Genomic DNA, 26,110 nt, shown 5'->3' on the forward strand with positions numbered 1-26,110 from the left:
TAGCTTGATTGACCGATAAAGTATTGTAGATACGGGTTTTCCCGGATCTGTTCTACCGTTTCACGATCGCTAATTCCCAGTTTTTCTTTAATAATTAATGCCCCCAACGCCATCCGAAAGGATTTAGCTGGTGCGCCCTTTTCGGTGGGGAAGTTTTGGGCATATTCTGCTTCAAACTCTGACCACGGGATTAGTTGGGCCATTTTTACCCAACGGTTGTCTGCTGACAATTTTCCTCCGAAGGGCAGTTCAAATTCGGATGGGGGGTTTGGAGCCAGCTCAACTTTTCTGTACACGATCGTAGGTGGTGATGCACGGGTTTTGACTTATTTTACCTGTTTATCTTGCACTTTACTCTCGATCGCGCGCTCGAATAACCCAGGCAACCTCAAGTGCGAGCGCTTATTCAGCAAGCCCTAGGTAGCCGACCATTAAAGCAAAAAGCAGCAGCTTTCAACCTGAAAGCTGCTGCTTGGGGGTGCTAAAAAAGTATGTGGCGGTTCAAAGACCCCCCTCTACCTCCTAGCAATCGAAAAACGGGTTAACCCGTTTGTTTGGTTAACCCGCGAGCTTGGAAACCTGCAGATCAATTAGTTTTGCACTACCAGCTTAACGTTGGCATTTTGCAAACCGCGCTGCTTGACTGCGGCCAAGGTCTTGTTAACTGCGTACTTCTGGTTGATGGAGTTGATTAACTCAGTTTGATTGTGTTTTTTGGCGACGCCCCAGAGGTCGGCAATCAGGTCAAAGGAACCATCGCTATTGCGAGACCAACCTAGGTCATATTCGCCTTCGAGAATCGCTACGATGTCGGAGCGAACGCGCTGACCGTTATAGCCACGAACATCAGCTTCTGACTTGACTGAAATGCCCAAGTCGCGCAGTGAAGCTTTCAGGATTTCGGCATCGGTTATTTTGGTACGCAGAGTGCTAAAGTGAGACATTGGATTTCCTCCTAATAAAACTGAGAGAGAAACAACAACGGTCTGGATTTAACGGTGCCGCTGGGCGGCTCTTCAATCGAACTGCTAGCTGTTGCTAGCCTTTGCTCCTGTTTGGACCAGGAGAAAGCTTTTAGAATTCCATTCGCTGGTATTCAGCGACGGAAGACGCAGCGGGCCGTGCACGCTGTCTAGCCCAATCTCGAAGGGCGGTGACCTGTTCGGTCATTGTTTTAGACAGTGGCATTGTAGATTTAATGGCCGCGATGATGTCTAGCTGCGTAAACTCTCGATCTTGAGCGAAGGCTTCGTACATTGCGGCTACTAGCGCTTGCTCAATCTCTGCACCTGAAAAGCCCTCGGAAACATTGGAAAGTTGCTCTAAATCGAAGCGAGTAATTTCCCGACGCCGCTTTGACAGGTGAATCTTAAATATATCTTGGCGTTCTTCTTTGGTAGGCAGATCAACAAAGAAGAGTTCGTCGAATCGGCCTTTCCTCAAGAATTCTCCCGGCAACCGCTCGATTCGGTTGGCTGTTGCCATTACGAAGACTGGGGAAGTCTTTTCTTGCATCCAAGTGAGGAAGGAACCGAAAATCCGGCTGGAGGTGCCTCCGTCTGAGTCTGCCGAACCAGTGCCTCCTGCAAAGGCTTTGTCTAGTTCGTCGATGAATAGGAGGGCTGGAGAGATGGATTCTGCGGTTTTGAGGGCATTGCGGAGGTTGGCTTCCGATCGACCCACCATCGAACCGTCGTAGACTCTACCCATATCTAGCCTCAGCAGGGGCAGTCCCCACAGGCGGGAGGTGGTCTTGGCAATCAGCGATTTTCCGCATCCCGGTACGCCAAGAATTAACATCCCTTTTGGTTGGGGCAGACCGTATTCTCTTGCCCTCTCTGTAAAGGCGTTGGAACGCTGTCTCAGCCACCGCTTCAGCTCTTCTAAACCGCCGACTGCATCCAGGGTTTCGTCTTCTTCAATGAACTCTAGAATGCCGTTGCGCCGAATTAATTGCTTTTTCTCCGAAAGAACTATGTCTACTTCTTCTTCTGTGAGGCGCCCAGTCGAAACTTGGGCTTTGCGATAAACTTTTTCAGCTTCGTCCTTGGTCAATCCCAAGGCTGCTTTTAAAAGTTTTTCTCGCGCTTCTGTGGTAATGCGTCGCGATTTCGTTTGCTCCAACTGACCAGACAATACTTGGTTTAGTTCCTTCATGTCTGGCAACGCGAAGTCTAATACCACTACTTCCTTTTCTAGCTCGATCGGAATTTGCTGCAAAGGAGACATCAGTATAATTGTCTTTTGCGTTCCTTTGAAGTTGGCGATCGCATCGCGCAACCACCTCGTTACCGGAGGAGAATCTATAAAAGGATGTAAATCTTTGAAAATGTAGATGCTAGCGTTACTGTTGGGTTCTCGCTGCCTGATCACCCATTCAATTGCTGCCTCTGGCGAGACGGTGTTGTGTTGGGTGGTGGTGCGGGGTTGACCATACTCCACAATGCCGTGAGTTACAGTCCAGATAAATACTCGTCGCTGTGGTTTTGCTTGAGCTATTGTCGAAATTGCTTGCTCACACCGCTCTTCCTCGGATGTCACGAGGTAGATCAGAGGATATTGAGCTTGGATTAGAATACTGATCTCTTCTTGCATAGTCCTCGACCCACTAGAGACGGTGCTATCTTTGCTGAATCTCACTGCTGCCCTGGGCCCTGTTACTGAAAATTTCAGTTTTAGCTTTTTGGGGAAGCAAGGCATTCTTAGCAGGGAACCAATTCTTCCTCTCCCGGTTTGGCCGTGCTGGCACTGACGCCCGACACCTGCTTTACTGGAAGATCCTGTTCAGCCAATACGCTCGGCTGACTTGTTACGGAGGCCAGTTCTCCATCTCGCATTACTACTGAACCCGTGCATTCTGGACAGTTGTATACCCGATGGGTTTGTCCGTAGGAGGCTTCTACTTCGTCAACCAGTTCGGGATTTCCTAGGTAGAAGACAATTGCCCTTTCTGCAATTGATGACATCGGTTCAGTTTCGACTGCGGCTCGGATTTTGAGCTGGCGATGCAGTTCTGGTGGAAGATACAATGTAACTTTTTGCTTTTCTTGCATATGACAGTGAATTGACTTACCCGGGTATGTATATCAGATTAGCCGCTTAATTCTTTGCTGTCAAGCCTCTATGCAGCTTTAGCGTCATCTTGTAATATTTCGTTACATTTGAGGTAAATGTGGGTCTGTTAACAACGAAAAAGTTAGGGGTGTAGCTGATGAGGCCGAGGTACTGCGGCAGGTAGGGTAGCGTCAAGGACGATCGACCAACTATAAATATGAACAATAGATATATAGGAGTAGGGCCAACAAATTCTTTGAGCCGCCATCTGGGGTAAGGTGCGTCATAAACACCCAGCCAGCTCATGAGGTTACTAACTTTGGGCGCTTTTATTTTGAAACCAAACTCCCCCAAACAGTTTTTATAGCTTTAAGTGTGCAAAATCCGAACGTGAAATAACCGTTTTCGGGTTTTTATCGGGCTCAGATTTAACACACCTTGACAGCGCTAACGCTCAGCACCCTACCGTTAGACTTTTTGGATGACATTGTGTAAGCTGTTACGCACTTAATTTTTTTGCCCAAATGCTCGCTACAAGGGCTGTAGGCTGCTAAATATTAAATTTAGATGGGTGTCAGCTTATCTTTAATAGGGCAGTGCTGGGTAATATATACTTGGATGCGAACCTGCTAACCTGAAATTTTTAATTTTAGATATCAAAGAACTGACTGATGGATTTAGACCAACAGATTCAAGCATTGATCGAAAAAGCTCCGCCCGACGGTTCGACGCCACAAATCTTAAAGGCGATCGCCCCGGCACTGGTGTTAATTGCCCAACAGCTACAGCACCTAGAATACTCGATCCTGCAAGCGGTAGACCAAAGTTGGGCGATCGTGGTTTTGAGCAATCTCAAGCAACCGGGACGGGAGAAGAGGGTGATTTATGCTTGGAATAATCTTAAAGATGCGTCGCAGGCTGCGGCGGCTGGGGGCGATCGCCTCAGACCCGTGCTTTTGCCTGTCACTCACATTTTATTTCAGATGATAGCTCTGGAAGGTCTTGACAGCATTGTTTTTTTTGAAAGTCCCGGCAATCAGGAAGTCGGGACGGAAATCCCTCGCGAGCAAGTACAGAGTTTAATTAACGTTTACTTGCAACAGTATCGATCGGCTCCACCGCCGGATATTGCCTAAACAACTGAATTTTCTATTAATTGGTAACAGGGCATTAGGCATTGGGAATTACCCATTACCAATTCCCCATTACCAATAAAGTGTAACTTTTTAACCTCTAATAAAGTCTGCTCAAAACGTATTCAGCCAAATCAATCAAAGCTTGACGGGACTCTGAATGGGGCAGCGCAGCTAAATATTCGACGGCTTTCTGTGCGTGATTTGTGGCTAGTTCTCGCGATCGCTCTATGCCTTTAGAATCTTCTACCAGTGCCAGGGCCTGCTCTAGATCTCCTTCTTGGGCAAATTCGCGTTCTATGAGAACTTCCAAGTAAGGTTTTTCTTCTAGGGCGAATAGTGCGGGTGCTGTCAGATTACCGCTTCTGAGGTCCGAGCCTGCAGGTTTCCCCAAAGTTTCCGTTGAAGCGGTGAAATCTAATATATCATCTACTATTTGGAATGCCAAACCAATGTTCCGACCGTAGTTGTACAAATCGTCTGCTATTTCCGCTGAAACCTCGCTCAAACAGCCCGCTGCTTTGGAACTGTTGGCAATTAAAGACGCTGTTTTGTAATAACTTTTTTCCAGGTACGCTTCGATCGACAAGCTGGTGTCAAATCCATTGAGTCCCTGTTGAATTTCCCCCTCAGCTAAATCCATAATCACTTCTGAAAGCAGTTTGACTACTGGCAGGTTGTCGAGATTTGCCAAATGCCAGGAAGATTGAGCAAACAGAAAGTCTCCCGCCAATACTGCCACTCGGTTGTTAAACCGACTGTGAACCGTCGGCACTCCCCGCCGCAGATCCGACTCGTCCACCACGTCGTCGTGCACGAGACTAGCTGTGTGGATCATTTCCGTGATTTCAGCGAGGCGGCGGTGTTTTTCCGTGATTTCCCGATCGGGCATAGTCGCCTTGGCCATCAACAGAACGATTGCGGGTCTCACTCGTTTTCCCTTTGTGCCGAATAAGTATTCTGCAGCCGCGTACAAGATGGGATGACGGGCACCCACTAACTGTTTTAAGTTTTCTGTCAACAGTCGCAGGTCTTCTTCAACCGAGGAAAATAGGAGAGTGCTAGAGATCATGGATACGCCGACTCAAGCCGTAAAGTAACAAAATTTTACAAATCATATCTTTATTTTAAGGTAATTCTCTGCAATAGAAAAGAAAAATCTAGGCGATCGGCAGTTATTTGTCATCTGCCACCCGATGGAAGTCACCCGCCTGCCAGAGGCGAGTAGCCGGCTGCCAGAGGGGTTGCCCCTATTGTATCGAATTGTTAAGGACACTGCCAAAAAATCTCTAAATCCCAGAAACCCTGTGTTATTATGGGTATTAAGGATTTAAACAATTCTATACATTAAGTACAGCCAGACTGGCAGGTAGCTTGTAGGTGCCTGTAAGAGTTTCGTAGAGCCAGCCTTGTTAGTCGATCGCAGCCAAAATTTCTGGGACAGATTTTTAGTTCCTCGCGGCTAAAAGTTTTCAGAAGTTAAGAGTAGCGCATCTTATGTGCACGGTAGCTCAAAGCAGCTAAAGTGGATGGTTTTAGGCTGTTTAAGCATCTGTAAAGCAGTAAATCATTATTGATGACCGGGAACGCCTAAATGTTCCCGTAGGCTTGATATGGAAAAACAGCCTTCAGAACCAAGGCATGGTCTTGCGTGCTGACTTAATGTAGTAGGTCTTGAACTTGTCCTGCTCCTCCTCGTCCTTGACTTTTGGTTCTAACTATGATTTATCGCGATATTCCTCTAATTATTCCCATTCTGGCCGCCGGCTATGTAATGACTATTTATGTAGTGCTGATGTTGGCCGAACGCAGCGCTAAAATCACTCGATTGGGCGAGTAGTGCATTGCTGGGCAGCCGAAGTCGGCAGCAGCGCCCTCGCTTCACCCTTGAGAACTCGGAATACTCAATAATAACCCTGCCTTGAATGCTTGCGCGCAAAGGCAGGGTTATTATTTACAATTGCGGGCACTGTGATTTTCTGGGCTGCTAGTTACTGCAACACATAGCTACAGTTATCGATGTTCAATGCCAACAGCCTCTGAGGCAGGATATTATATTTAGTAGCAGCTTGTATCGCTCACAGCAAGTTTCATCTCAGGGAAAGCAGGCCCATGTTCCGAGAAAGCTATTAAATTATTCTCAAAAATGCTGAGTTTGAATTTGTCGGTTCTGGTGCGAAAAAACGCAACATTTTTATTATTTAGGACAATAACTTACAGAAATAAAACGCAAAATTTCTGAATCGATCAACCTGCTTTTTAAACCGAAAAAATCCCGAAAATTGCACGGCAATCACCGATTTCATCAAAGGGTGATTAAATGGCTGATTCAGCCAGATAGTCTCTGTCATTTATTCACAGATTATCAATAAGATAATTTGCTAGGTAGAGACACACAAGTAATTTTTAATTTCAAAAATATTCTCGATATAACTGTATGGTATAAAAGTAAGTGCCACTATTAATGACCCCCTTAAAAATCTATTAACTTTTGATTAAAAAACTAAAACCCAGAGTAAGAGTTGTCAGAAATTCTCAAGCTACACTGCCTAAATTGTTGTGTAATCCAGACGAAGTCAAACAAGTTTCCCTAAATATGATGCAGAATGGTTTATCAATAGTCTGGACACTTTTTCTATGGCCCAATGGCTTATTCTCGCTTGACTTTGAGGCGAGCGTGGATAATTAAATCAATGTCACCTATACCCGTGACTTGCATTTAATTCGACTTTTTTATGATGCTTGCCCTGTAAGGCTTGTAGTATCGTTCCAAAAACTGTCCGGAGTATTGGTTTATAAGCGATAGAGAATTGCCGACTTTTAAAAGTAGAGGTGAGAGCAGAAAATCAGAGCCTGCTCGTCAGTGGCAAGTGAATTACCCGGGAATTTGGCCACAAATATGTGCTCCGTTCTTTACCACAAAACCCGCCGACGAAGGCAGGGACTGGGGACGGGAGATTGTTAAAAAAAGTGTGGAAAAACATTCGGGTAAAATAGAAGTAACATCAGTTATCGGTCAAAGGACGTGTATGGTGTTAATTCCGATCGCCGTTTAGCGGGATTGCACTAAAAATCCTACCAATGCGCGACTACAATGCAACTTTAGACCGATGTCAATTATCGATTGCGGTGAGCGTACCGCGAGTGTAAAATTTGAAATCTAAAATGGTATTAAGTGGCGGTTCCGCCTGCATATATTCCCCTTGATTTGCCCATGTCAACAACAGTTTCTGATACCCAAAGCTTGCTAAAACAGGCGATCGACCCCAAACCACCGGTGCTACCTCCAGACACACCCTTGAAAGTCGCAATTGCTGCCATGACTCAGGCGAGTGCCAGTTGCATTTTAATCGCGTTTGAGCAGCAATTGCTCGGAATTTTTACAGAACGCGATGTTGTGAAAATAACTGCTAGCGAAATACCGCTAGCAGGGGTGGCAATTTCTGAGGTGATGACTGAAAACCCGATCGCTATTTCCCTCGATCAAGCGGGAAATATCTTCAAGGTATTGAGCATATTGCGATCGAAAAAAATCCGTCATTTACCCCTCCTAGACGAAGGTGGCAACTTGCTAGGCGCTATCACCTGCGAAAGCATCCGTCAAATCCTCAAACCGGCCGACTTGCTGAAAATGTGGCGCGCCGAAGAAATTATGACCACACAAGTAATAGTTACCTCAAGCAGCGCCTCAGTTTTAGAAGTCGCAAAACAGATGAGAAGCCAGCGCAAAAGCTGCATAGTCATTTGCACTGACAGCGACAACAAAAATCAGAAACCTGTGGGCATAATTACAGAACGCGACATTGTTAAATTCCAAGCTTCTGGACTAGATTTTGCACGTACTCCCATCACCGCCAGGATGAGTTTTCCGCTGATACCGTTGCAGGTAAAAGCCACCTTGTGGCAGGCTCACCAGTTAATGCAGCAGCACAGCATCCGGCGCTTAGTGGTGGTGGACGAGGAAGGATTTTTAGCCGGAATTGTGACTGAAATTAGCCTGCTGCAGGCTTTAGATCCGGTAGAAATGCACGCAAATGTCGAGCTTTTGCAGGAAACAGTTGCCGACAAAATTCAGGAGTTGAACAAAATGAACGAAGAATTGCAAAAAGAAGCGTTGCGAAGAACAGAAGTCGAAGAAAAATTGCGAATTTTAAATGATAATTTGGAAGAACAAATAAAACAGCGAACTTTAGAATTAATTAATGCCAACAGTCAGTTAAAAAAGGAAATACAAGACCGCACCACGGCTGAAGCTGAAGTTCGCCGCCTCAACACCGAACTCGAACAGCGAGTTCTAGACCGCACGGTTCAATTAGCAGCCAGTAACGAAGAATTGCAGCAACAAGTTAGTGGTCGGAAACTGCTCGAAGAAAAATTGCACTTTTCTGAAAGGAAAGTCCGCGCCGTTTTTGAAGCAATGACCGACATAGTTCTCGTGCTAGACAGTCAGCGGAACATAGAAATTTTGCCAACGAATGTGGCAGCGGTGTCTGAGCCTGATTGCGATATAGTCAGCTTGACTATAGAACATTTTCTTGACGATAACAACCCGGATGATTGGTGGGTGTTAGTTCAGCAAGTTTTAGAAACCGAACAAACTATCAATTTTGACTACAGCTTAACAGTTTGTGATCGCGAAATTTGGTTTTCTGCCTGCATTTCTCTATTCTCAAAAGATGCAGTCATTTGGGTTGCCCGCAACATCAACGCCCGCAAAATAGCCGAGTCAGCTCTCTGCCAAAAAAATGCAGAGTTATCTCATACCTTAGAAGAACTGAAGCGGACTCAAAAAGAACTTATTCAATCAGAAAAAATGGCAGCCCTCGGACAGTTAATTGCCGGAGTTGCTCATGAAATCAATTCTCCTTTAGGGGCGATTCGCTCTTCTGTGCAGAACATCGCCGATTTCTGGACGGAACAGTTGCAGCAGTTGCCGATATTTTTTCAACAACTATCCCCGGAACGGCGGCAGGATTTCTTTGCTTTGCTACACAAGTCCAGCCAAGAAACAGATACATTATCTAGTAAAGAAAAACGTCAGTTAAAAAAACTTTTGCAGGGGCAATTAGAATCAGAAAAAATTGACGACGCCGCCAGTCTTGCCTGTACTTTATTAGATATCGGCATCGGTAATAATATAGAACCTTTTTTACCTTTATTGAAAGACAACCAAAGTCGAAACATTGTACAAACCGCCTACCAATTTGCTACGGTACAAAAAAGCACTAAAAATATTGCTACTGCTACAGATAGGGCCGCCAAAATCGTTTTTGCTTTAAAAAGCTACTCTCGTTATGACCAGTCGGGTTCCAAAGTAATCGCTAATATTACCGACGGTATTGATACTGTTTTAACGCTTTACCACTACCAAATCAAACACGGTGTGGAAGTAGTCAGAAACTATGGTACTAATTTGCCCTCTGTGCTATGCTATCCTGATGAACTCAATCAAGTTTGGACAAATTTGGTTCACAATGCTTTACAAGCGATGGGCAACAAAGGCGTGTTAAAAATTGATGTCAAACACCAAGCGAACGCAATATCAGTCAGTATTACCGACAGTGGTCCCGGCATTCCTCCAGAGATTATGCCGAGAATTTTTGAGCCGTTTTTCACAACTAAACCTCCAGGGGAAGGCAGCGGTTTGGGATTAGATATAGTTCAAAAAATTCTGGAAAAACACCAAGGTGAACTGCAAGTAGAAAGCGTCCCTGGCCAAACAAAATTTACTATATCCTTGCCCGTCGGAATCCCTTGATAGCAATAAAAAAAAGAGGAAAATGCCCCTATTTATAAAATTTAATAGCAGTAAAGTTTTATGTCTAAACCAGTAATTTTGTGCGTTGACGATGAAGTTGTGGTCTTAAATAGTTTAAAAATTCAACTTAAAAAAGAATTTGGGGATGCTTACCTCTATGAAGTAGCAGAAAATGCAGAGGAAGCTCTGGAAATTATGGAGGAAATTCAAAACGAAGATGAGAGTGATATTTTAGTCATAGTATCTGACTGGTTAATGCCAGGGATTAAAGGAGATGATTTTTTGATTATGGTTCACCACAAATATCCTAAAATTGTGAAAGTTATGCTGACCGGGCAAGCAGACGAAGTAGCAATAGCACGGGTGAAAGAGCAAGCAAACTTGCACCGTTGTTTGTACAAGCCGTGGGAACGCAAAGAATTAGTAGAAACTATAAAATCTGGTTTGACAAAAATATGAACAATAAACCTGTGATTATTTGTGTGGATGACGAACCAATAATTCTTGAAAGTTTGAAAATTGAGTTAAAAAAAACCCTGGGCGAAGAACACTTATTAGAAACCGCTGAAGGTGGCGAAGATGCTTTAGAGTTAATCGAGGAATTACTGGCAGAGGGGTCCGAAATCGTAGCAGTGATTTCCGACTATCTGATGCCGAATATCAAAGGGGACGAATTGCTCAAGCAGATTCACATAATTTCGCCAAAAACTATCAAAATTATGCTGACGGGGCAAGCAGACCTAGAAGCAGTCGCGAATACTATTAAATATGCTAAATTGTACCGATATATATCGAAGCCTTGGCAGTCAGAAGATTTGAAGTTGACGGTAAAAGAAGCGATTAACAGCTATTTTAGGGAGAAGCAATTAGCGCAACAAAATGCTCAACTCCAAAAGCTAAATCAAGAACTGGAAACTTTAGTCGAGGAGCGGACTGCACAACTGCGATTGTCTGAGGAAAAGTTTGCTAAAGCTTTTCGTTCTTCTCCCAATCCGATTACTATTACCAGATTTAATGACGGTCGTTATTTAGAAATTAATGAGGCTTTTTGCCAGACAATCGGTTATTCGGCTGCAGAAATTATCGATCGCACGGCGCTTGATTTGAATCTTTGGGAAAATATACAAGCCCGCGCCGAGTTGTTTAAAATGTTAGATGAAAAACAAATTATTCTCAACTACGAATTGGATTTTCGCACTAAAACAGGGGAAATCCGAACCGGGCTGCTGTCAGCAGAAATCATTGACATTCATGGCGAAACCTGCGTGATTTCTGTGATTCAAGATATTAGCGATCGCAAATTAGCCGAAGAAAAACTCCGAGCTGTAGCAGCTTCTTTAGCAGCAGCGCAAAGAATCGCCCGTGTCGGTAATTGGGAATGCGATTTATCGGCCAACACAACTACTTGGTCGGAAGAATTATCTCGGATTTTTGGGCTCGATCCAACCCAGCCTGCGCCAACACTCACTGAGTTTTCGCAATACGTGCATCCCGACGATCGACAAAAGTGGCAAACAACGATCCACACTGCTATTGCTAGCGGGCAATCTTACAGTTTGGAATATCGAATTCTGCGCCCGGAACCGAAAATTGCTGCAGATAATTGCCCGTCACAAATAAGTGAAGCCGGCTTCATCCGCTACATTGAAGCCAGAGGAGAAGTAGTTGTCAACCAACAAGGTCAAGTGACAAAACTTTTCACAACTTTGATGGACATTACCCCACGCAAGCTGGCAGAAATAGCCCTTGCAGAGAGCGAAGAAAAATACCGTCATTTAGTTGAAACTTCCCAAGATATTATCTGGTCTTGCAATGCTCAAGGACACATTACTTTTGTCAACCAAGCAGTTAAACAAATATACGGTTACGAGCCTGAAGAAATGCTCGGCTGTTCTTTTAGCGATTTCTTAGCCCCAGGAGAAATAGACTGGAAATGGGAACTTCAGCAGCGCTTGCTGACGGGGAAAACTGTGTTTCAGTACGAAAATATAGTATTAGGAAAAGACGGCAGAAAGATTGATGTAAATACCAAGGCGATCGCGCGCATGGACGCTGAAGGAAACATCATCGGCACCACAGGCACTGCTAGCGATATTACCGAACGCAAACAAGCTGAAATAGTCCTGCAAAAAGCTAAAGAAGAAGCCGACAGAGCGAACAGGGCAAAAAGCGAATTTCTCTCGAATATGAGCCACGAATTGCGAACTCCCCTCAACGCAATTCTCGGTTTTAGCCAACTGCTAGCCCGCGACCCAGACCTCGATGCCGACCAACAGCAATACTTAGGAATTATTACCCAGAGCGGGGAACATTTGCTCGTTTTGATCAACAATATTCTGCAAATGTCAAAAATTGAAGTCGGGCTGGTGACACTTAATAACAGCACCTTCGACTTGCACAAAATGCTAACTAATACTGAAAATATGCTGAAGCTGCAAGCCGAGAAAAAAGGGTTGCAGTTAATTTTTGATTGCCCCCCAGATCTACCTCAATATATAGAAAGTGACGAAAGCAAATTGCGACAAGTCTTGATCAATGTTGTAGGGAATGCTATTAAATTTACTGCGGAAGGGGGTGTTAATGTGAGACTCAAACATGAGCTGCTAAGTAACAAAAATTCCCCCGAATTTCCTCCAAATGAAAGTTGCTGTTTGCTATTTGAAGTGGAAGACACTGGTTCAGGAATTTCTGCGGAAGAAATGGATAATTTGTTTAAACCTTTCGCACAAACAGAAAGCGGGAAAAAAGCTCAAGAAGGAACAGGTTTGGGCTTGCCAATCAGCAAGCAGTTCGTTAAGTTAATGGGAGGGAAGATGACGGTAACAAGCACCCTCGGTCGCGGCAGCATTTTTAGGTTTGATGTTAAAGTTTGGCTCCCTAATGCAGTGGAAATTCAGGTGGCTCAAACAGCTCGCCGAGTGGTGGGTCTGGAACCCGGACAGCCAGAATACCGGATTTTAGCTGTTGACGATCGCCTGGAAAGCCGCTTGCTGTTGGTCAGAATGCTGACATCGCTCGGCTTTGCGGTGCAGGAAGCTGAAAATGGCGTTCAAGCTGTGGAAATGTGGTCGAGTTGGGAACCTCATTTGATTTGGATGGATATGCGGATGCCGGTGATGGACGGTTACGAAGCTACTAAACAGATTAAAGCGCATTTGAAAGGTCAAGCAACGGTGATTATTGCTCTGACTGCAAGTGCTTTTGATGAGGAGCGATCGCTGATTTTGTCTGCTGGTTGCGATGATTTTGTAGCGAAGCCTTTTCGGGAGCAAGTGATTCTGGAAAAGATGGCTAAGTATCTGGGAGTCCGCTATGTTTACGATCGAGAAGCTTCGCTAACTTCTGATGCTGCGGTGTCCGCCGAGGTTTCCACGGCAACTGAAACGGCTGATTTGGCTTTTACGCTCAATACTTCATTTTTGGAAGCTATGCCTGCTGAATGGATTGATGAATTGTATTCTGCGGCGGATGCGGTTGATAACGAGGAGATTTTTCGGCTGTTGTCGATTCCTCCTATTAATGCGAGTTTCCGCAGCGCGATCGCCGATTTGGCGAATAACTTCCGGTGCGATCGGATTCTCGATTTGATTGACGAGTTTAGAAATTGTTGAAGGATGAAATAACAAGGGATAATAGGGGCAGGTTCAGGATTATTGATGATGTAGGTCGATCGCCTATTTCTAAACTCGCCTGCGGCCGATAGACTAATTTACTTGTAGGCCAGCTCCACACCTTCGTAATCATCAGTCATTCCTCATTCTTTAAGGTCAAATCTCAAATCTTAACTAGGATAAGTTCTGTAAATATAAAAGGAGTTGATTGAGGAGGGAGTGCTATAATGATGATTTAACCAGTTTTCATAATTTCACCACTTCTTAAATCAACACAAAATAGCGCTCGATGACCAACAATCAAATAGAAGAAAATAAAGGCAACATATTAATTGTTGACGATACTCCAGAAAATTTGCAAGTTTTATCAGCAACGCTGTCCGATCGGGGCTACAAAGTCCGCGGCGTAATTAACGGCAAAATGGCAATCAGGGCCGCGCGCTCTGGTTCTCCCGATTTGATTTTGCTCGACATCAAAATGCCCGAAATGGACGGCTACGAAGTCTGCACACAGCTCAAGGAAGATCCGAAGACATCCGACATTCCCGTTATTTTTATCAGCGCTTTAGATGAAGTATTGGACAAACTAACCGCCTTTCAAGTGGGAGGGGTTGATTATGTCACAAAACCGTTTCATGTAGCAGAAGTTTTAGCGCGAATCGAACACCAACTGACTATCCAGAGACTGAAAAAACAATTGCTCGATCGCAATAAAGAACTGCAAGAAGAAATAATAGAACGCAAAAAAGCCGAAGAAGCAGCGGCCGCTGCTTCGCTAGCAAAAAGTCAATTCGTTGCCAACATGAGCCACGAATTGCGGACTCCCCTGAACGCCATCCTGGGTTTTACCCAAGTCATGAGCCGCGACTCTTTGCTCAGCCACGAAAATCTCGAAAATCTCCGAATTATTAATCGCAGCGGTCAACATTTGCTGGAACTAATTAACGATGTTTTAGACTTGTCGAAAATAGAAGCAGGGATAATTGGCTTAGATCAACGCAGCTTTGACCTTTATCAACTCCTCGACACTCTCGAAGAAATGTTTCAAATCAAAGCTGAAACAAAAAAACTGCAACTGAGATTTTCCGTCCAGGCAAATGTTCCCCAATATATAAAAACTGACGAAAAAAAGCTGCGCGTTTGCTTAATTAACCTGCTGGCAAATGCCATGAAATTCACTCACGACGGGGGCCGTATTTGGCTGCGCGTGAGCGTGGAAAGCAACCAGTCACAGCCTGCAGAATCGGAAATTCATCCTAACTCTACCTCAGTCGAGCCATTGTTAATTTTGTTTGAAGTTGAAGATACGGGTGTTGGCATAGCAACAGCAGAAATTGATACTTTATTTGATGCTTTCGTGCAAACACAAGTCGGGAGAAAAGCTGCTGATGGTACGGGATTGGGTTTGACAATTACTAAAAAATATGTGCAGATAATGGGTGGGGATATTTGGGTTAAAAGTGTTTTAGGTGAGGGAACCAGTTTTAAATTTAATATCCGAGTATTTGCCGCTATTTCGTCTGAAATAACAATGGCGACATTGCAGCGGGTGATCGGACTAGAAGCAGATCAACCGGTTTATCGGATTTTAGCAGTTGACGACAATCAAGAAAATCGGCTGCTGCTGGTTAAAATGTTGCAACCAATTGGTTTTGAAGTCCGAGAAGCGGAAAATGGCTACCAAGCGGTTGAACTTTGGGAAACTTGGCAGCCTCATTTAATTTGGCTGGATACGCGAATGCCAGTAATGGACGGTTTTGAAGCTGTCCGAAAAATTAGAGCGAAAGAGAAACAAACTCAGTGGCGAACTATAATTATTGCTCTGACTGCTAGCACTTTTGAGGAAAAAAAAGGCGAAATTATCGCCGCAGGTTGCGACGATTTTGTGCGGAAACCTTTTCAAGAACAAATCCTTTTTGATAAGATGGCTTGCTACTTGGGAGTGCGCTATCTTTATCAAGAGTTGCCCCGACTCCCTATCGGGGCTTTACGGCGTTATTCTGTGAACGAAAAACCCGATTCATTTTTCGGAGGGCTGCTGGATCAGATGCCTCAAAGCTGGGTGAAGGAACTCTATGACGCAGCTAATGATGTTAATGAAGAGCTGGCGATTCAACTTGTCGATCGCATCTGGGAAAGTCATCCAACTTTAGCTGAGGCTTTAAAAGATTTGCTTGCCGATTACCGACTCGACAAGATAATGGATTTAACTCAATCGAGTTTAAAATAAATGGATAATAGCGAAATTAAAGTATTGGTGGTTGATGACCAACCAAGCAATCTGCGGTTCTTATCCAAACTGCTAACCTCCCAGGGGTATCAAGTTTATCGAGCTATTTGCGGTCAACTGGCGTTGAATGTTGCGAGCACCCATTGCCCCGATTTAATTTTGCTCGACATTAGAATGCCGGAAATGAACGGTTATGAAGTTTGTCGGAGACTGAAAGCAACACCAGAAACTGAACAAATTCCGGTAATTTTTTTAAGCGTATTAGATGAAATGAACGATAAACTACAAGCTTTTCGAGTAGGAGGCGCCGATTATATTACTAAACCATTTCAAGTAGAAGAAGTTTTAGCGCGCATCGACAAGCAAGTCCGATTGCAAAAACTGCAACAGCAATTAAAAGAACAAAATTATCAACTGCAACAGTCACAGTCGCTGCTTGCTAGCATATTAAATAGTTCCTTAGACTGTGTGGTGGCTTATTCTGCTGTCCGCAACAGTGAGGAAAATATTGTAGATTTCCAGTGGCTCTTAATCAACCCTGCCGCTGAAAAATTTTATGGTCTGCTATTACATGAGATAGTTGGCAAGAATTTGTTAGCCAAAGTTTCCCAGGTTAGCAATAAAAGGTTATTTGATTTGTATGTTTCTGTAGTAGAAACAGGAGAAACTGTAGACCAAGAATTTTATTACGAACAGGAGGGAGATACAATTGTTTGGCTGCACATTGTGGCGGTCAAATTAAATGATGGTCTGGCAGTAACATTTCGTAACATTACCGAGCGCAAACGAGCAGAAATTGCCCTACGAGACAGCGAAGAACGCTTCCGCGCGATATTCGAGCAAGCTGCGGTCGGCATAGCTAAAACCGCGCTTTGTGGTAAATTTATGCGGGTAAATCCCGGCTTTTGTCAAATTGTCCGTTATGGACAATCCGAATTGTTACAGCAAAATTGGGAGGCAATTACTCACCCAGATGACAGAGAAGCGGACAGAGAATACCTGCGCTCGCTGTTATCCGGGCAGATTCAAACTTTTTCTGTGGAAAAGCGTTTGCTATGCAAAGATGAGGCAGTGCGCTGGGCAAATGTTACTGTTTCGGCAATGCGCGATGTCAAGGGGACGCTGCAGTATTTGATTTGTGCGATCGAGGATATTTCCGAACGCAAGCTGGTACAAGAATTACTGCAAGAGAGTTTAGACACTCAAACCCGCTACGCTCAAGAATTAACTCGTTCTAATGCCGAACTAGAACAGTTTGCTTACGTGGCTTCTCACGATTTGCAAGCGCCTTTGAGCACGATTGCTGGCTACGCTCAACTATTAGAAAAACGCTTTCCCAACCAACTTGATGCCCAAGGGAATAAATTTATCCGCAATATTGTTCATTCTTGCGAGCGGATGCAGGCGCTGATTGATGACTTGCTGGAGTATTCGCGGGTCGGTCGCAGTCAGAAACCTTTTGAGATGATAGATTGCAATCGGGTTTTTGAGGATGCTTGTGCTAATTTGCATTTGGCCATCCGCGAGAATCAAGCTTCAGTGACTAGGGGGAATTTGCCAAGGATAAAAGGTGACTCTTTTCAACTGCTGCAACTGTTTCAAAATTTAATTGGTAACGCCATTAAGTACCGCAGCAGTGAGGCGCCGGTGGTGCAGGTGGACGCTTCGCATCAGGGGGATAGCTGGGTGTTTTCAGTGCAGGATAATGGTATTGGGATTGCCTCACAGTACCATCCGCGAATTTTTCAGATTTTTCAGCGCTTGCACACCCAAAAACAGTATTCGGGAACTGGTATCGGTCTAGCGATTTGTCAAAGAATTGTCGATCGGCACGGTGGCAGCCTGTGGGTAGAATCAGAACCCAATCGAGGCTCGACTTTTTATTTTTCTATTCCTATACCAAAGTGAAGTCAGCAGTTCGCCTGAAGCAGTCAATCATTTTTAGATTTTAGAATTTAGATTTTAGAATTGAAGAAAGCGACCTTACTGATAAATCCGGGGGCTTGTGATGAGGATTGGGAGCTTTTTTCTCGTTCCACGGATGAATCCGGGCGCTTGTCACCAAATTGCTTGATTGTCACCCGTCCTTTACTTAAGCTTTAAATAGCTTTATCTTTTCTTTACAAAAATGCTTATAAACTGTAGCATATTCACTGATGACATCGAGCGATTAATCTATCACTATAAATCTAGTAGCTCTATCCTTATACAACTTATAAATCAGCGGTGCGCGCAAGACTTGTTAATTTTTTTCAACTGTATCCAGAGCATCTTGCTTTGGGATGCAATACTTTCCCTAGTAGTTCGCCCAGAAGGATTTGTGATGTGTTTGCAGTTGGCCGGTTCTCGGACAGGCTGCCAAGTGAAACAAGCATGATTCGCAAACCTTTGCAAATGGAGAAAAACGGTAAATTACAGCAACACAATTTCAGTGTTCTCAGCCAGATTTACCGGATGATGGCAAGAGATTCTTTGCAGGTAGTCAGACACGGCTCAAAGTCCCGTAACCTCACAAAAGAATTTGGTAGTGAGGCAAAGCCGTGAATTATCAAAAGAAAAATTTTACTCTTTTAATAGCAAACGATGACGAGGACACGCGCTTTTTGGTGAAGGAAGCACTGAGAGAAGTTCGATTAGCAATTACGAGCGAATTTGTGGAAAATGGAGAACAAGTGCTAGACTACTTGTACCGTCGCGGTCAATATCTTGGTAGCAGCAATTGGCATCAGCCAGACTTGATACTTTTGGATCTGAATATGCCGAGGCTGGACGGGCGAGAAACACTAACTTTGATCAGATCTGACCCCCATTTGCAACAAATTCCAGTTGTAATGCTCACAACTTCCCACCGCAGAGGAGATATTTTGCTTTGCTACCGCTTGGGAGCCAATTCTTTCATATCCAAACCAGTCACTTTTGAAGGCTTGCTTGAAGTAATGAAGACTTTATGTGAGTATTGGTTTGAAATCGTTTCACTCCCGCCGGATATGTAAGCATTAATGGAGCGCTAAATGCCTAGTTTGAGTGTATAGTGAATTTAATAAGCCGAAATATTGGCTTATCGCAAGTATCGCTCTCAAAACAAAAAAGTTGCCTTCGACGCGCTCCGAACGCTATAGTTGTGTTAACACGTCACCAATGTCTGAAAATTTTGTTGGTTGAGGATGACCTCGGAGCTCCGACAATGATCGAAGACCTTCTAGGGTCATTCAGCGAGTCTCTATTTCTCCTCCAAACTGTTACCTCTCTGGAGAGAGGAGTCGGGTGTCTGGAAGTAGAAAAGTTTGACGCCGTATTATTAGATTTGTCAGTGTCAGACAGCTTGAGGGGAAGCGAGGCGATCGCAGTTTTGAAAGGGCGATGGCCCACATTGCCAATTGTGGTGCTGACAGATATCAGCGATGAAAATATTGCCCGGTCGGTATTGCGCTGGGGCGCTCAAGATTGTTTGGTAAAGGGAAGATTTCACAGAACTCTGCTGGTGCGGGCAATCCATTACGCGATCGAACGCCAGCAAATCGAAGAACAATTGCGGCAGCAGGCTCTTCGACAGCGGCTGTTGGGCAAAATGATCGAACATATTCGATCGTCAATAGATCCGGCAAGCATTCTCCAAAGTACCGTTGCAGAAGTGCGCCAATTTCTCCAAACAGACCGCGTTTTAATTTATCGCTGTCAGGATTGGGTGTCTCAATTGGACGGGGAAGAGCAAAAAGGTGCGATCGTCGCAGGTGACGGTTTGCCAGAAGGTTATCTTCAAAACCAAAATATTAGTGCTGCTTTGGCGGTGTCATGCTTTATTTTAGTCGAATCCCAGTCGGTACAAGCAATAGCAGATGTCAGCACTGCCCCCTTGGCTGGCAGTTGCAAAGAATTGTTGACAGATTGTGAAATTGCAGCAGTTATAAGCGTACCAATTTGGCAATCAGGCGACTGGGAAACGGCAAAAGAAACACCAGAAGCCACTGTTTGGGAAGTCGAGAACAATCAAGATGCAGCGGAAAATTATATCTGGCACCACGCGAGTGGAAAACCGCAGGCGCACAGTAAAAATTTGCCGGATTCGAGCGCAGAAAATGGCAATAGTTTGTGGGGAATGTTGACAGCATACAATTGCTGCGGTGTCAGGGAATGGCAGCAGTGGGAAATAGATTTTTTACAGCACTTGGCAAATCAAGTGGCGATCGCGATCGAACAATCTCAACTTTACCGCAAGCTAGCAATAGCCAATCAAAAATTGCAGCAACTGGCAACTACTGACGGACTGACTGGCATTGCCAATCGCCGCCAGTTCGATCGGGTTTTGAACTTAGAGTGGCGCAGATTGGCAAGAGAGAAACTGTCGCTGTCTTTAATTATGTTGGACATCGACTTTTTTAAACTTTACAACGAGTTTTATGGGCACCTCGGCGGGGACGATTGTTTGCGCCAAGTTGCCGGGGCGATCGCCAGCGCCACCAAGCGGGCTGGGGATTTGACTGCCCGCTACGGTGGCGAAGAATTTGCCCTAGTGCTGCCCAACACTAGCGCCGAAGGGGCAAACGCTGTCGCCCGGAAAATTTGCGACGGCATCGCCAGCTTGAAACTGCCCCACGCGCGATCGTCGATCGGCCCCTACGTTACCCTCAGTTGCGGCATTGCGACAGCGATTCCTTCTGCCCAGGAATCTCCCAACACCCTAATTCGCAGCGCTGACAGCGCCCTTTTTCAAGCCAAAACCGAAGGCAAAAATCGCATTTGTCACGCCAGCAGTAACTCGGAATCTTCCCCGATTTTTATGTAAAAGTTGAAGGTAATTTGTAATTTGTAATATCGTGTTTAATTTTTAATTCACAACTCCTAACTCATATTGTTGACCTTTGCATCAGAATAATTATTTTCTGAGTGCACTGCCCGTGGGATGCAATCGAGTGACATGGAGTAAGGAGAATGCTCACTTGCAGGGTATAATTCAGATATTACGGTATTTGATATTACTGAGATGTTGCAGCCTTCTCAATTACTTGTTGAGGAACAGGCAATATGCCTGTTCCACCAGAAAATTTACTCGGTGTTTAACAGGCATATTGCCTGTTTTTGAGAAGGGTGCCAGATGTGAGATATTACCCATTTTCGCTTCCAAATTTCAATTGCCAATTGCTAATTTATTGCCCCAAATTTGAATTTGTAGTTGTTAAATTCGGTCGGACTGGAATTTCAATCAAAAACTCCGCTCCCTCTCCCGGTGTCGAAATACAGCTCAATCTGCCACCGTGGCGATCGACGATAATTGAGTGAGAAATCGACAATCCCAAACCCGTACCCTTGCCCACAGGTTTAGTCGTGAAAAACGGGTCAAACAGCCTCGATCGCACCGACTCCGGTATCCCTCGCCCGTTATCCGCAATAGATACCGCTACGAAGTCGGCAGCCGCCTGATAACTGCGAATAGCGATCGTGCTGGGATGTCGATCGCACTCCTCGATCGAACGCTGCTTGTCCCGTTCTTCCAAAGCATCGATCGCATTAATTAAAATATTCATAAATACCTGATTCAACTCGCCAGGGAAACATTCAATTTGTGGCAATAGTTGGTAATCTTTAACTATCTGAATTTCTCCATGACTGCTGTGAGATTTTAACCGATTTTGCAAAATCATCAACGTGCTATCAATGCCCTCATGAATGTTAACCGACTTCCCTGCGGACTCGTCCAATCGTGAAAAATTACGCAACGATTTCACAATCTCGACAATTCGCTCGGTTCCTACTTGCATCGAATTAAACAATTTCGGGAAATCCTCAGCGATATAATCCAAGTCTATTTGATCAATTTTCTCCAAGACTTGGGCTGGAGGATTAGGACAGTAATGCTGGTAAACTTTAATCAATTCCAGCAAATCTAAAGTGTAATTGCGAGCCGGATTGAGATTGCCGTGAATAAAGCTAACAGGGTTATTAATTTCGTGAGCAACGCCAGCAACTAACTGACCCAAGCTCACCATTTTTTCATTTTGAACGAGCTGAGCTTGAGTCGTTCGCAGTTTGTTAATAGCGGTTTCTAACTCTAGCGCTTTTGAACGTTCTCGCACTTCCGATTCCTGCAAAGCTGACTCGGCTTGTTTGCGATCGGCAATTTCACTTTGTGCTTGCTCAAACAGCATTGATTGCTGGATCGCGATCGCCAACTGCACGCTAATTTGTTTGAGACACTCGACCTCAATTTCCTGCCAGTGACGGGGGCCCGCGCACTCGTGAGCAATCAATAGCCCCCACAACTTCTCGCCTTGCAAAACTGGCACTACCAAATTAGCTCGCACCTGAAATTGACTTAATAAATTAATGTAGCACTCGGAAAGATCAGCTTGGTAAATATCATCCACAGCTACAGTACGACCGTGTTCGTAAGCAGAAGCATAGCGGTCTTCAAAGCAGGAATCGTCAATAGTTATTCCCTGAATAGCCAGCCAATTTTTGCCCACTGACTCGACATTTACAAAACCGCTCCAATCGGGATTAAACTGATAAATTACTGTCCGGTCTGTTTGTAAAAAATGCCGTACTTCAGCAACAGTTTTTGTCAAAATTTCTTCTAAATTGAGAGAAGAGCGAATGCGTTCCAGCATTCCTACCACCAGGCGTTCTCGCTTTAATTGCTGGCGCAATATAGCCTCAGCAAGTTTGCGAGTGCTAATATCTTCAATCACACCAATTACATAGCTAGGTTCCCCAAACCCATCCCGCACTAAAGATACAGTCATATTAGTCCAAACAAATGAACTGTCTTTGCGAATAAAGCGTTTTTCAAGGGAATAATTAAAAATTTCCCCAGCTAACAGTCTGTCGCGCGACTCGACATCGGCTGCTAGATCTTTGGGGTGAGAAATATCCCCAACATTTCGTGATTTCAGCTCCAATTCCGAGTATCCGACAATATTGCAAAACCCTTGATTGGCATTCAAAAATTGACCGTCTGGCCACACTTTAACAATGCCAATTGCCGCTTGTTCAAATACAGCGCGAAATCGCTGTTCGCTTTCTTGTAAAGCAATTTCTGCTTTTTTGCGATGGCTAATGTCCATTGCCGTGCCAAACAGCCGCACCACCTGACCCAACTCATTTTTAATAGCTTGTCCTTTACAGTTGACGTGCCTGATTTCTCCTGATGGAAAATAGATGCGGTGGTCGATATCGTAAGCTGTCCCTTCAGTCACTGCTTTTTCTACAACTTCTGCAAACCTTTCTTTGTCATCGGAATGAATTTGCTCGAAAAGTTCTTCCATTGTCGGTGGCAGATTCAATTCTCGACCGTAAACTCGAAACAGTTCCTCCGACCAAGTAATAACTCCTGCCTCCCTATCGAATTCCCAATTGCCGATGCGGGCTATTTTTTGCGCTGCTTGCAACTGTTCGGCAAGTTGTTGCAAAGATGCGATCAACTGAGTTTTTTCTGCTTCTGCTGCAACGCGGGCACTGATATCTTTGTGAGTGCCTGTTATCCGCAACGGCGCACCCCATTCGTCGTACTCGACTACCTTGCCCATCGCCAGAATCCACTGCCAATTCCCCCCTTTGTTGAGCATCCGAAATTCAAATTCATAGATATCAGTCTCACCTTCCAAATAGGAATTTAAACATTCCATTACCTTTACTCGGTCTTCTGGATGCACCAAACTTTCCCAACCTTTGAGGTTATTTTCAATTTCGGTTTCTGCATAGCCTAGCATTGATTTCCAATAAAAGTCGAAATAAGTTTCGCCAGTAGCTATATTCCAATCCCACAGCCCCAAAGAGCTGCCTGAAACTGCCAACTGCAATCGCTCTTGACTGAGTTTTAATGCCGACTCGGTGCGTTTTATTTCTGTGAGATCGGCAATGATAGCTATCATTCCTATCGGTTGCATAGCGCTATCTTTAATGCAGTTAGCTCGCAAAAAAGTTTCTATAATAGCGCCATTTTTACTCTTAATTTCAATTTCACTTTCCCAGGAAAAACCTTTCCGCAGCACCCTAAATAACTTTCTCAAGTCTTGAGATCGGGGATACATTACTGCTGGGCCGCCAGCATTATTTAGTTCTTCAACTGTATAGCCGTAGCGCTGAATAAATGCTTGATTATGATAAACGGAATAACCATCCAAATCTGCGATCGCGATCGCATCACTAGCACTGTCTACAGCTTGAGTTACCAGACACAGAGTCATTTCGGCTTGTTTGCGATCGGTAATATCAAAAATCGCTCTGTCGAGCCACAAAACAAGCCCTTCTAGATTGTAAGTTGGCCTACCTCTTTCCGACATCCACCGCACCGCCCCGTCATCGCGAACAATCCGGTATTCTAGATTGTACGGCTGTTTCGACTCTACTGCTGCGCTGATTTGTCGATCGACCATTTCCTTGTCTGCCTCGTGGACAATGCTGGCAAAACTCAAGCCGTTGTTGCCAATAAAATCCCCAGCAGGATACCCACTAATGACCTCAATTTCATCACTAATAAATACCATCGTCCACTCAGCATCATACAAGCTGCGGCAGATAGCGCCTGGGATATTCTCAACCAGCGATCGAAATCTGGCTTCACTCTCCCGCAAAGCTGCCTCGGCCTGTTTTAAATCAGTAATATCCAGCACCATGCCTTCCCAAACTATATCCCCTTCCTGCCCTATTTCCGTCGGACAATTAACTCGTTCCGGTCTGGAAACCCCTTGCATCCACTTAAGTTTACCCGACGGTACAATCGCGCGCCATTCCTGTTGCCAGGGCTGCATATTTGCCGCAGAGACAGCAATAGATTCTTCAAATTTTTGACGATCATCTGGATGAATTAAATTAAAAATTAGTTGAGGATTCTGCTGAATATTTTCTGGTTCCAATTCAAATAAATAGCGGCTGCCAGAAGAAATATAAGGAAAACTTTTTTGACCGTCGGTTGAGAGACGAAATTGATAAATTATTCCCGGCAAGTTGGCAGCAAGTTGCCGCAGTCTAGCTTCGCTTTCTTGCTGCGCTAATTGTTTGCGCCTATCCTGAGTGATATCTCTAATTATTCCCACGAGAATTTTACTGCCATCGGTATTTTCAAAGACAGTTTTTTTAGTAGACAGAATGTGCTTTGCACCGTTGGCGTCCGTAAATATTTCCTCACTCTCGTTTTCTTTCCCCGTCCTAAAGACTTGTTGGTCAGTATGCCAACAAATTTCAGCTTCTTGTTTTGGGAAAAAGTCATAATCCGATTTGCCGAGTAGTTGCTCGCGTTGCTTCCCGATCAGCTTGCAAAAAGCATCATTTAACAGTATCCAACGATGCTGTTCATCCTTGACAAAAAGTGGGTCTGCAACTGCATCGATTGTATAATTCAAAAACTTTTTACTAGCTTCTAGTTCGGAAAGTGCTAAAATCTTATCTGTAATATCATTGATAGTTCCTGTCGTCCCCTGCGCCTCGCCGTTCCCGCCAAAAATAAAAAATTCTTGCACTTCCACCCACCGAATTTCCCCATTTTTGGTAACATATCGACTTTGGTAACAACAGGATATTTGTTGATTGGGTCTCCGACCTTTAAACGAATTTAAATATTGGTGGTGATCCTCAGAATGAATGTAGCTCAAACAGGAAGTTCCTAAGCTTTCATCAACGGTAAATCCGGTAATTTCCGTCCAAGCCGGATTGAGAAAAGTCCAATTGCCAGCAGTATTTGTTTCAAAAACGACTTCTTTGATATTGCCAACAACCTGCTGGTATTTTTCTTGACTTTTTTGCCATTCTGCTTGCCGTTTCTGGCGGGCGATCGCGCACCTGAGCGTCCGTACCAGCAGCCGGCTGTCTACCTGTCTTTTCACCAGATAATCTTGGGCGCCGGCGGCAATTAACTCGACAGCTAGTTCTTCGTCATCGGCCGCTGTCAGAATGACGATCGGAGTATTTATACAGCAATCTTGAAGTCGGAAAAAAGTATTAAATTTTAGGCTGTCAGGAAGTGAAAGATCTAATAAAATTACATCAAAAATTTTGTCGCTTAAAATTTCTATAGCTTCCCGGAGGCGAACTACATTGGTCAGATCAATTGACTTTCCTAGTTGGGGTTCACACAGCAGTTCTTGAATGAGTTCTGCATCTTCTGCACAGTCTTCTACTAAAAGAATTTTCAAACAAGCAGGCGTTAAAGTTGACTCAAAAACAGATGTCATACCATTTTATATTTTATATTTTTGATTTGAGATTTGGAATGACTGATGACTATCGCAATTGGGTTTTTGCGTACAGTGGCATTTTTTTTCCTGCTATCCTTTTGCTATTTTTTAGTAATTATAAAATGTCAGCAGCGGATGCAGCTACCTAGCTGATG

At 44.4% G+C, this 26,110-nt stretch carries 16 protein-coding genes; 10 read left to right on the forward strand and 6 right to left on the reverse strand.

From position 1 onward, the window contains the following. From QUA77_RS22130 to QUA77_RS22145, 4 genes are all read right to left on the reverse strand, one after another. Positions 1 to 296: transposase (locus QUA77_RS22130; RefSeq protein WP_333452522.1), on the reverse strand; the 296-nt coding region annotated here is incomplete at its 3' end. A 294-nt stretch (positions 297 to 590) separates the two neighbouring features. Next, complete coding sequence (locus QUA77_RS22135) at positions 591 to 944, reverse strand: DUF1257 domain-containing protein (RefSeq protein WP_006635781.1); 354 nt, start codon at positions 942 to 944, stop codon at positions 591 to 593. A 130-nt stretch (positions 945 to 1,074) separates the two neighbouring features. Then, positions 1,075 to 2,595, reverse strand: a complete 1,521-nt coding sequence (ycf46, locus tag QUA77_RS22140; RefSeq protein WP_006635782.1) for a stress-responsive protein Ycf46 — start codon at positions 2,593 to 2,595, stop codon at positions 1,075 to 1,077. Between the two features lie 107 nt (positions 2,596 to 2,702). Further along, entirely contained in the window at positions 2,703 to 3,053 is a 351-nt protein-coding gene (locus tag QUA77_RS22145) for a hypothetical protein (protein ID WP_006635783.1), read from the reverse strand. Positions 3,054 to 3,725: 672 nt separating this feature from the next. Between QUA77_RS22145 and QUA77_RS22150 the strand changes: the two genes are divergently transcribed. Beyond that, positions 3,726 to 4,190 (forward strand): hypothetical protein, encoded by a 465-nt coding sequence (locus tag QUA77_RS22150; RefSeq protein WP_333061631.1) that lies wholly within the window; start codon positions 3,726 to 3,728, stop codon positions 4,188 to 4,190. Positions 4,191 to 4,287: 97 nt separating this feature from the next. Here the strand turns inward: QUA77_RS22150 and sds are convergent, their stop codons facing one another. Beyond that, the gene (sds, locus tag QUA77_RS22155; protein WP_333452524.1) at positions 4,288 to 5,259 is read right to left on the reverse strand and encodes a solanesyl diphosphate synthase; all 972 of its coding nucleotides are present in this window, start codon (positions 5,257 to 5,259) and stop codon (positions 4,288 to 4,290) included. Between the two features lie 1,798 nt (positions 5,260 to 7,057). Between sds and QUA77_RS22160 the strand changes: the two genes are divergently transcribed. The 9 genes from QUA77_RS22160 (at position 7,058) to QUA77_RS22200 (ending at position 20,569) form a co-directional block, all read left to right on the forward strand. Then, positions 7,058 to 7,243, forward strand: a complete 186-nt coding sequence (locus QUA77_RS22160; protein WP_333041399.1) for a hypothetical protein — start codon at positions 7,058 to 7,060, stop codon at positions 7,241 to 7,243. Positions 7,244 to 7,401: 158 nt separating this feature from the next. Next, positions 7,402 to 9,945: a CBS domain-containing protein gene (locus tag QUA77_RS22165; protein WP_333452525.1), complete on the forward strand. Its 2,544-nt coding sequence runs from the start codon at positions 7,402 to 7,404 to the stop codon at positions 9,943 to 9,945. A 60-nt stretch (positions 9,946 to 10,005) separates the two neighbouring features. Continuing rightward, positions 10,006 to 10,404 (forward strand): response regulator, encoded by a 399-nt coding sequence (locus tag QUA77_RS22170; RefSeq protein WP_333041397.1) that lies wholly within the window; start codon positions 10,006 to 10,008, stop codon positions 10,402 to 10,404. Further along, entirely contained in the window at positions 10,401 to 13,556 is a 3,156-nt protein-coding gene (locus QUA77_RS22175) for a PAS domain S-box protein (RefSeq protein ID WP_333452528.1), read from the forward strand. The genes QUA77_RS22170 and QUA77_RS22175 overlap by 4 nt, the downstream gene beginning before the upstream one ends. 289 nt (positions 13,557 to 13,845) lie before the next feature. Next, positions 13,846 to 15,786, forward strand: a complete 1,941-nt coding sequence (locus tag QUA77_RS22180) for a response regulator (RefSeq protein WP_333041395.1) — start codon at positions 13,846 to 13,848, stop codon at positions 15,784 to 15,786. Beyond that, on the forward strand, positions 15,787 to 17,694 hold the full coding sequence (locus QUA77_RS22185; protein ID WP_333452530.1) for a PAS domain S-box protein: 1,908 nt from the start codon (positions 15,787 to 15,789) through the stop codon (positions 17,692 to 17,694). It abuts the gene before it with no gap. Positions 17,695 to 18,159: 465 nt separating this feature from the next. Continuing rightward, positions 18,160 to 18,330: a hypothetical protein gene (locus QUA77_RS22190; protein WP_333041393.1), complete on the forward strand. Its 171-nt coding sequence runs from the start codon at positions 18,160 to 18,162 to the stop codon at positions 18,328 to 18,330. Next, positions 18,327 to 18,779, forward strand: a complete 453-nt coding sequence (locus QUA77_RS22195; RefSeq protein WP_333041392.1) for a response regulator — start codon at positions 18,327 to 18,329, stop codon at positions 18,777 to 18,779. Before QUA77_RS22190 ends, QUA77_RS22195 begins: the two co-directional genes overlap by 4 nt. 128 nt (positions 18,780 to 18,907) lie before the next feature. After that, positions 18,908 to 20,569 carry a diguanylate cyclase domain-containing protein gene (locus tag QUA77_RS22200; RefSeq protein ID WP_333452532.1) on the forward strand — a complete coding sequence of 554 codons (1,662 nt, stop codon included), beginning with the start codon at positions 18,908 to 18,910 and terminating at the stop codon, positions 20,567 to 20,569. A gap of 361 nt (positions 20,570 to 20,930) precedes the next feature. Here QUA77_RS22200 and QUA77_RS22205 read toward each other — a convergent pair whose 3' ends face one another. Further along, positions 20,931 to 25,952, reverse strand: coding sequence for a PAS domain S-box protein (locus QUA77_RS22205; protein ID WP_333452534.1), 5,022 nt, complete (start codon positions 25,950 to 25,952; stop codon positions 20,931 to 20,933). Between the last annotated feature and the right edge of the window lie 158 nt (positions 25,953 to 26,110).

This window comes from Microcoleus sp. K5-D4 (assembly GCF_036704575.1).
Classification (GTDB): Bacteria; Cyanobacteriota; Cyanobacteriia; order Cyanobacteriales; family Microcoleaceae; genus Microcoleus.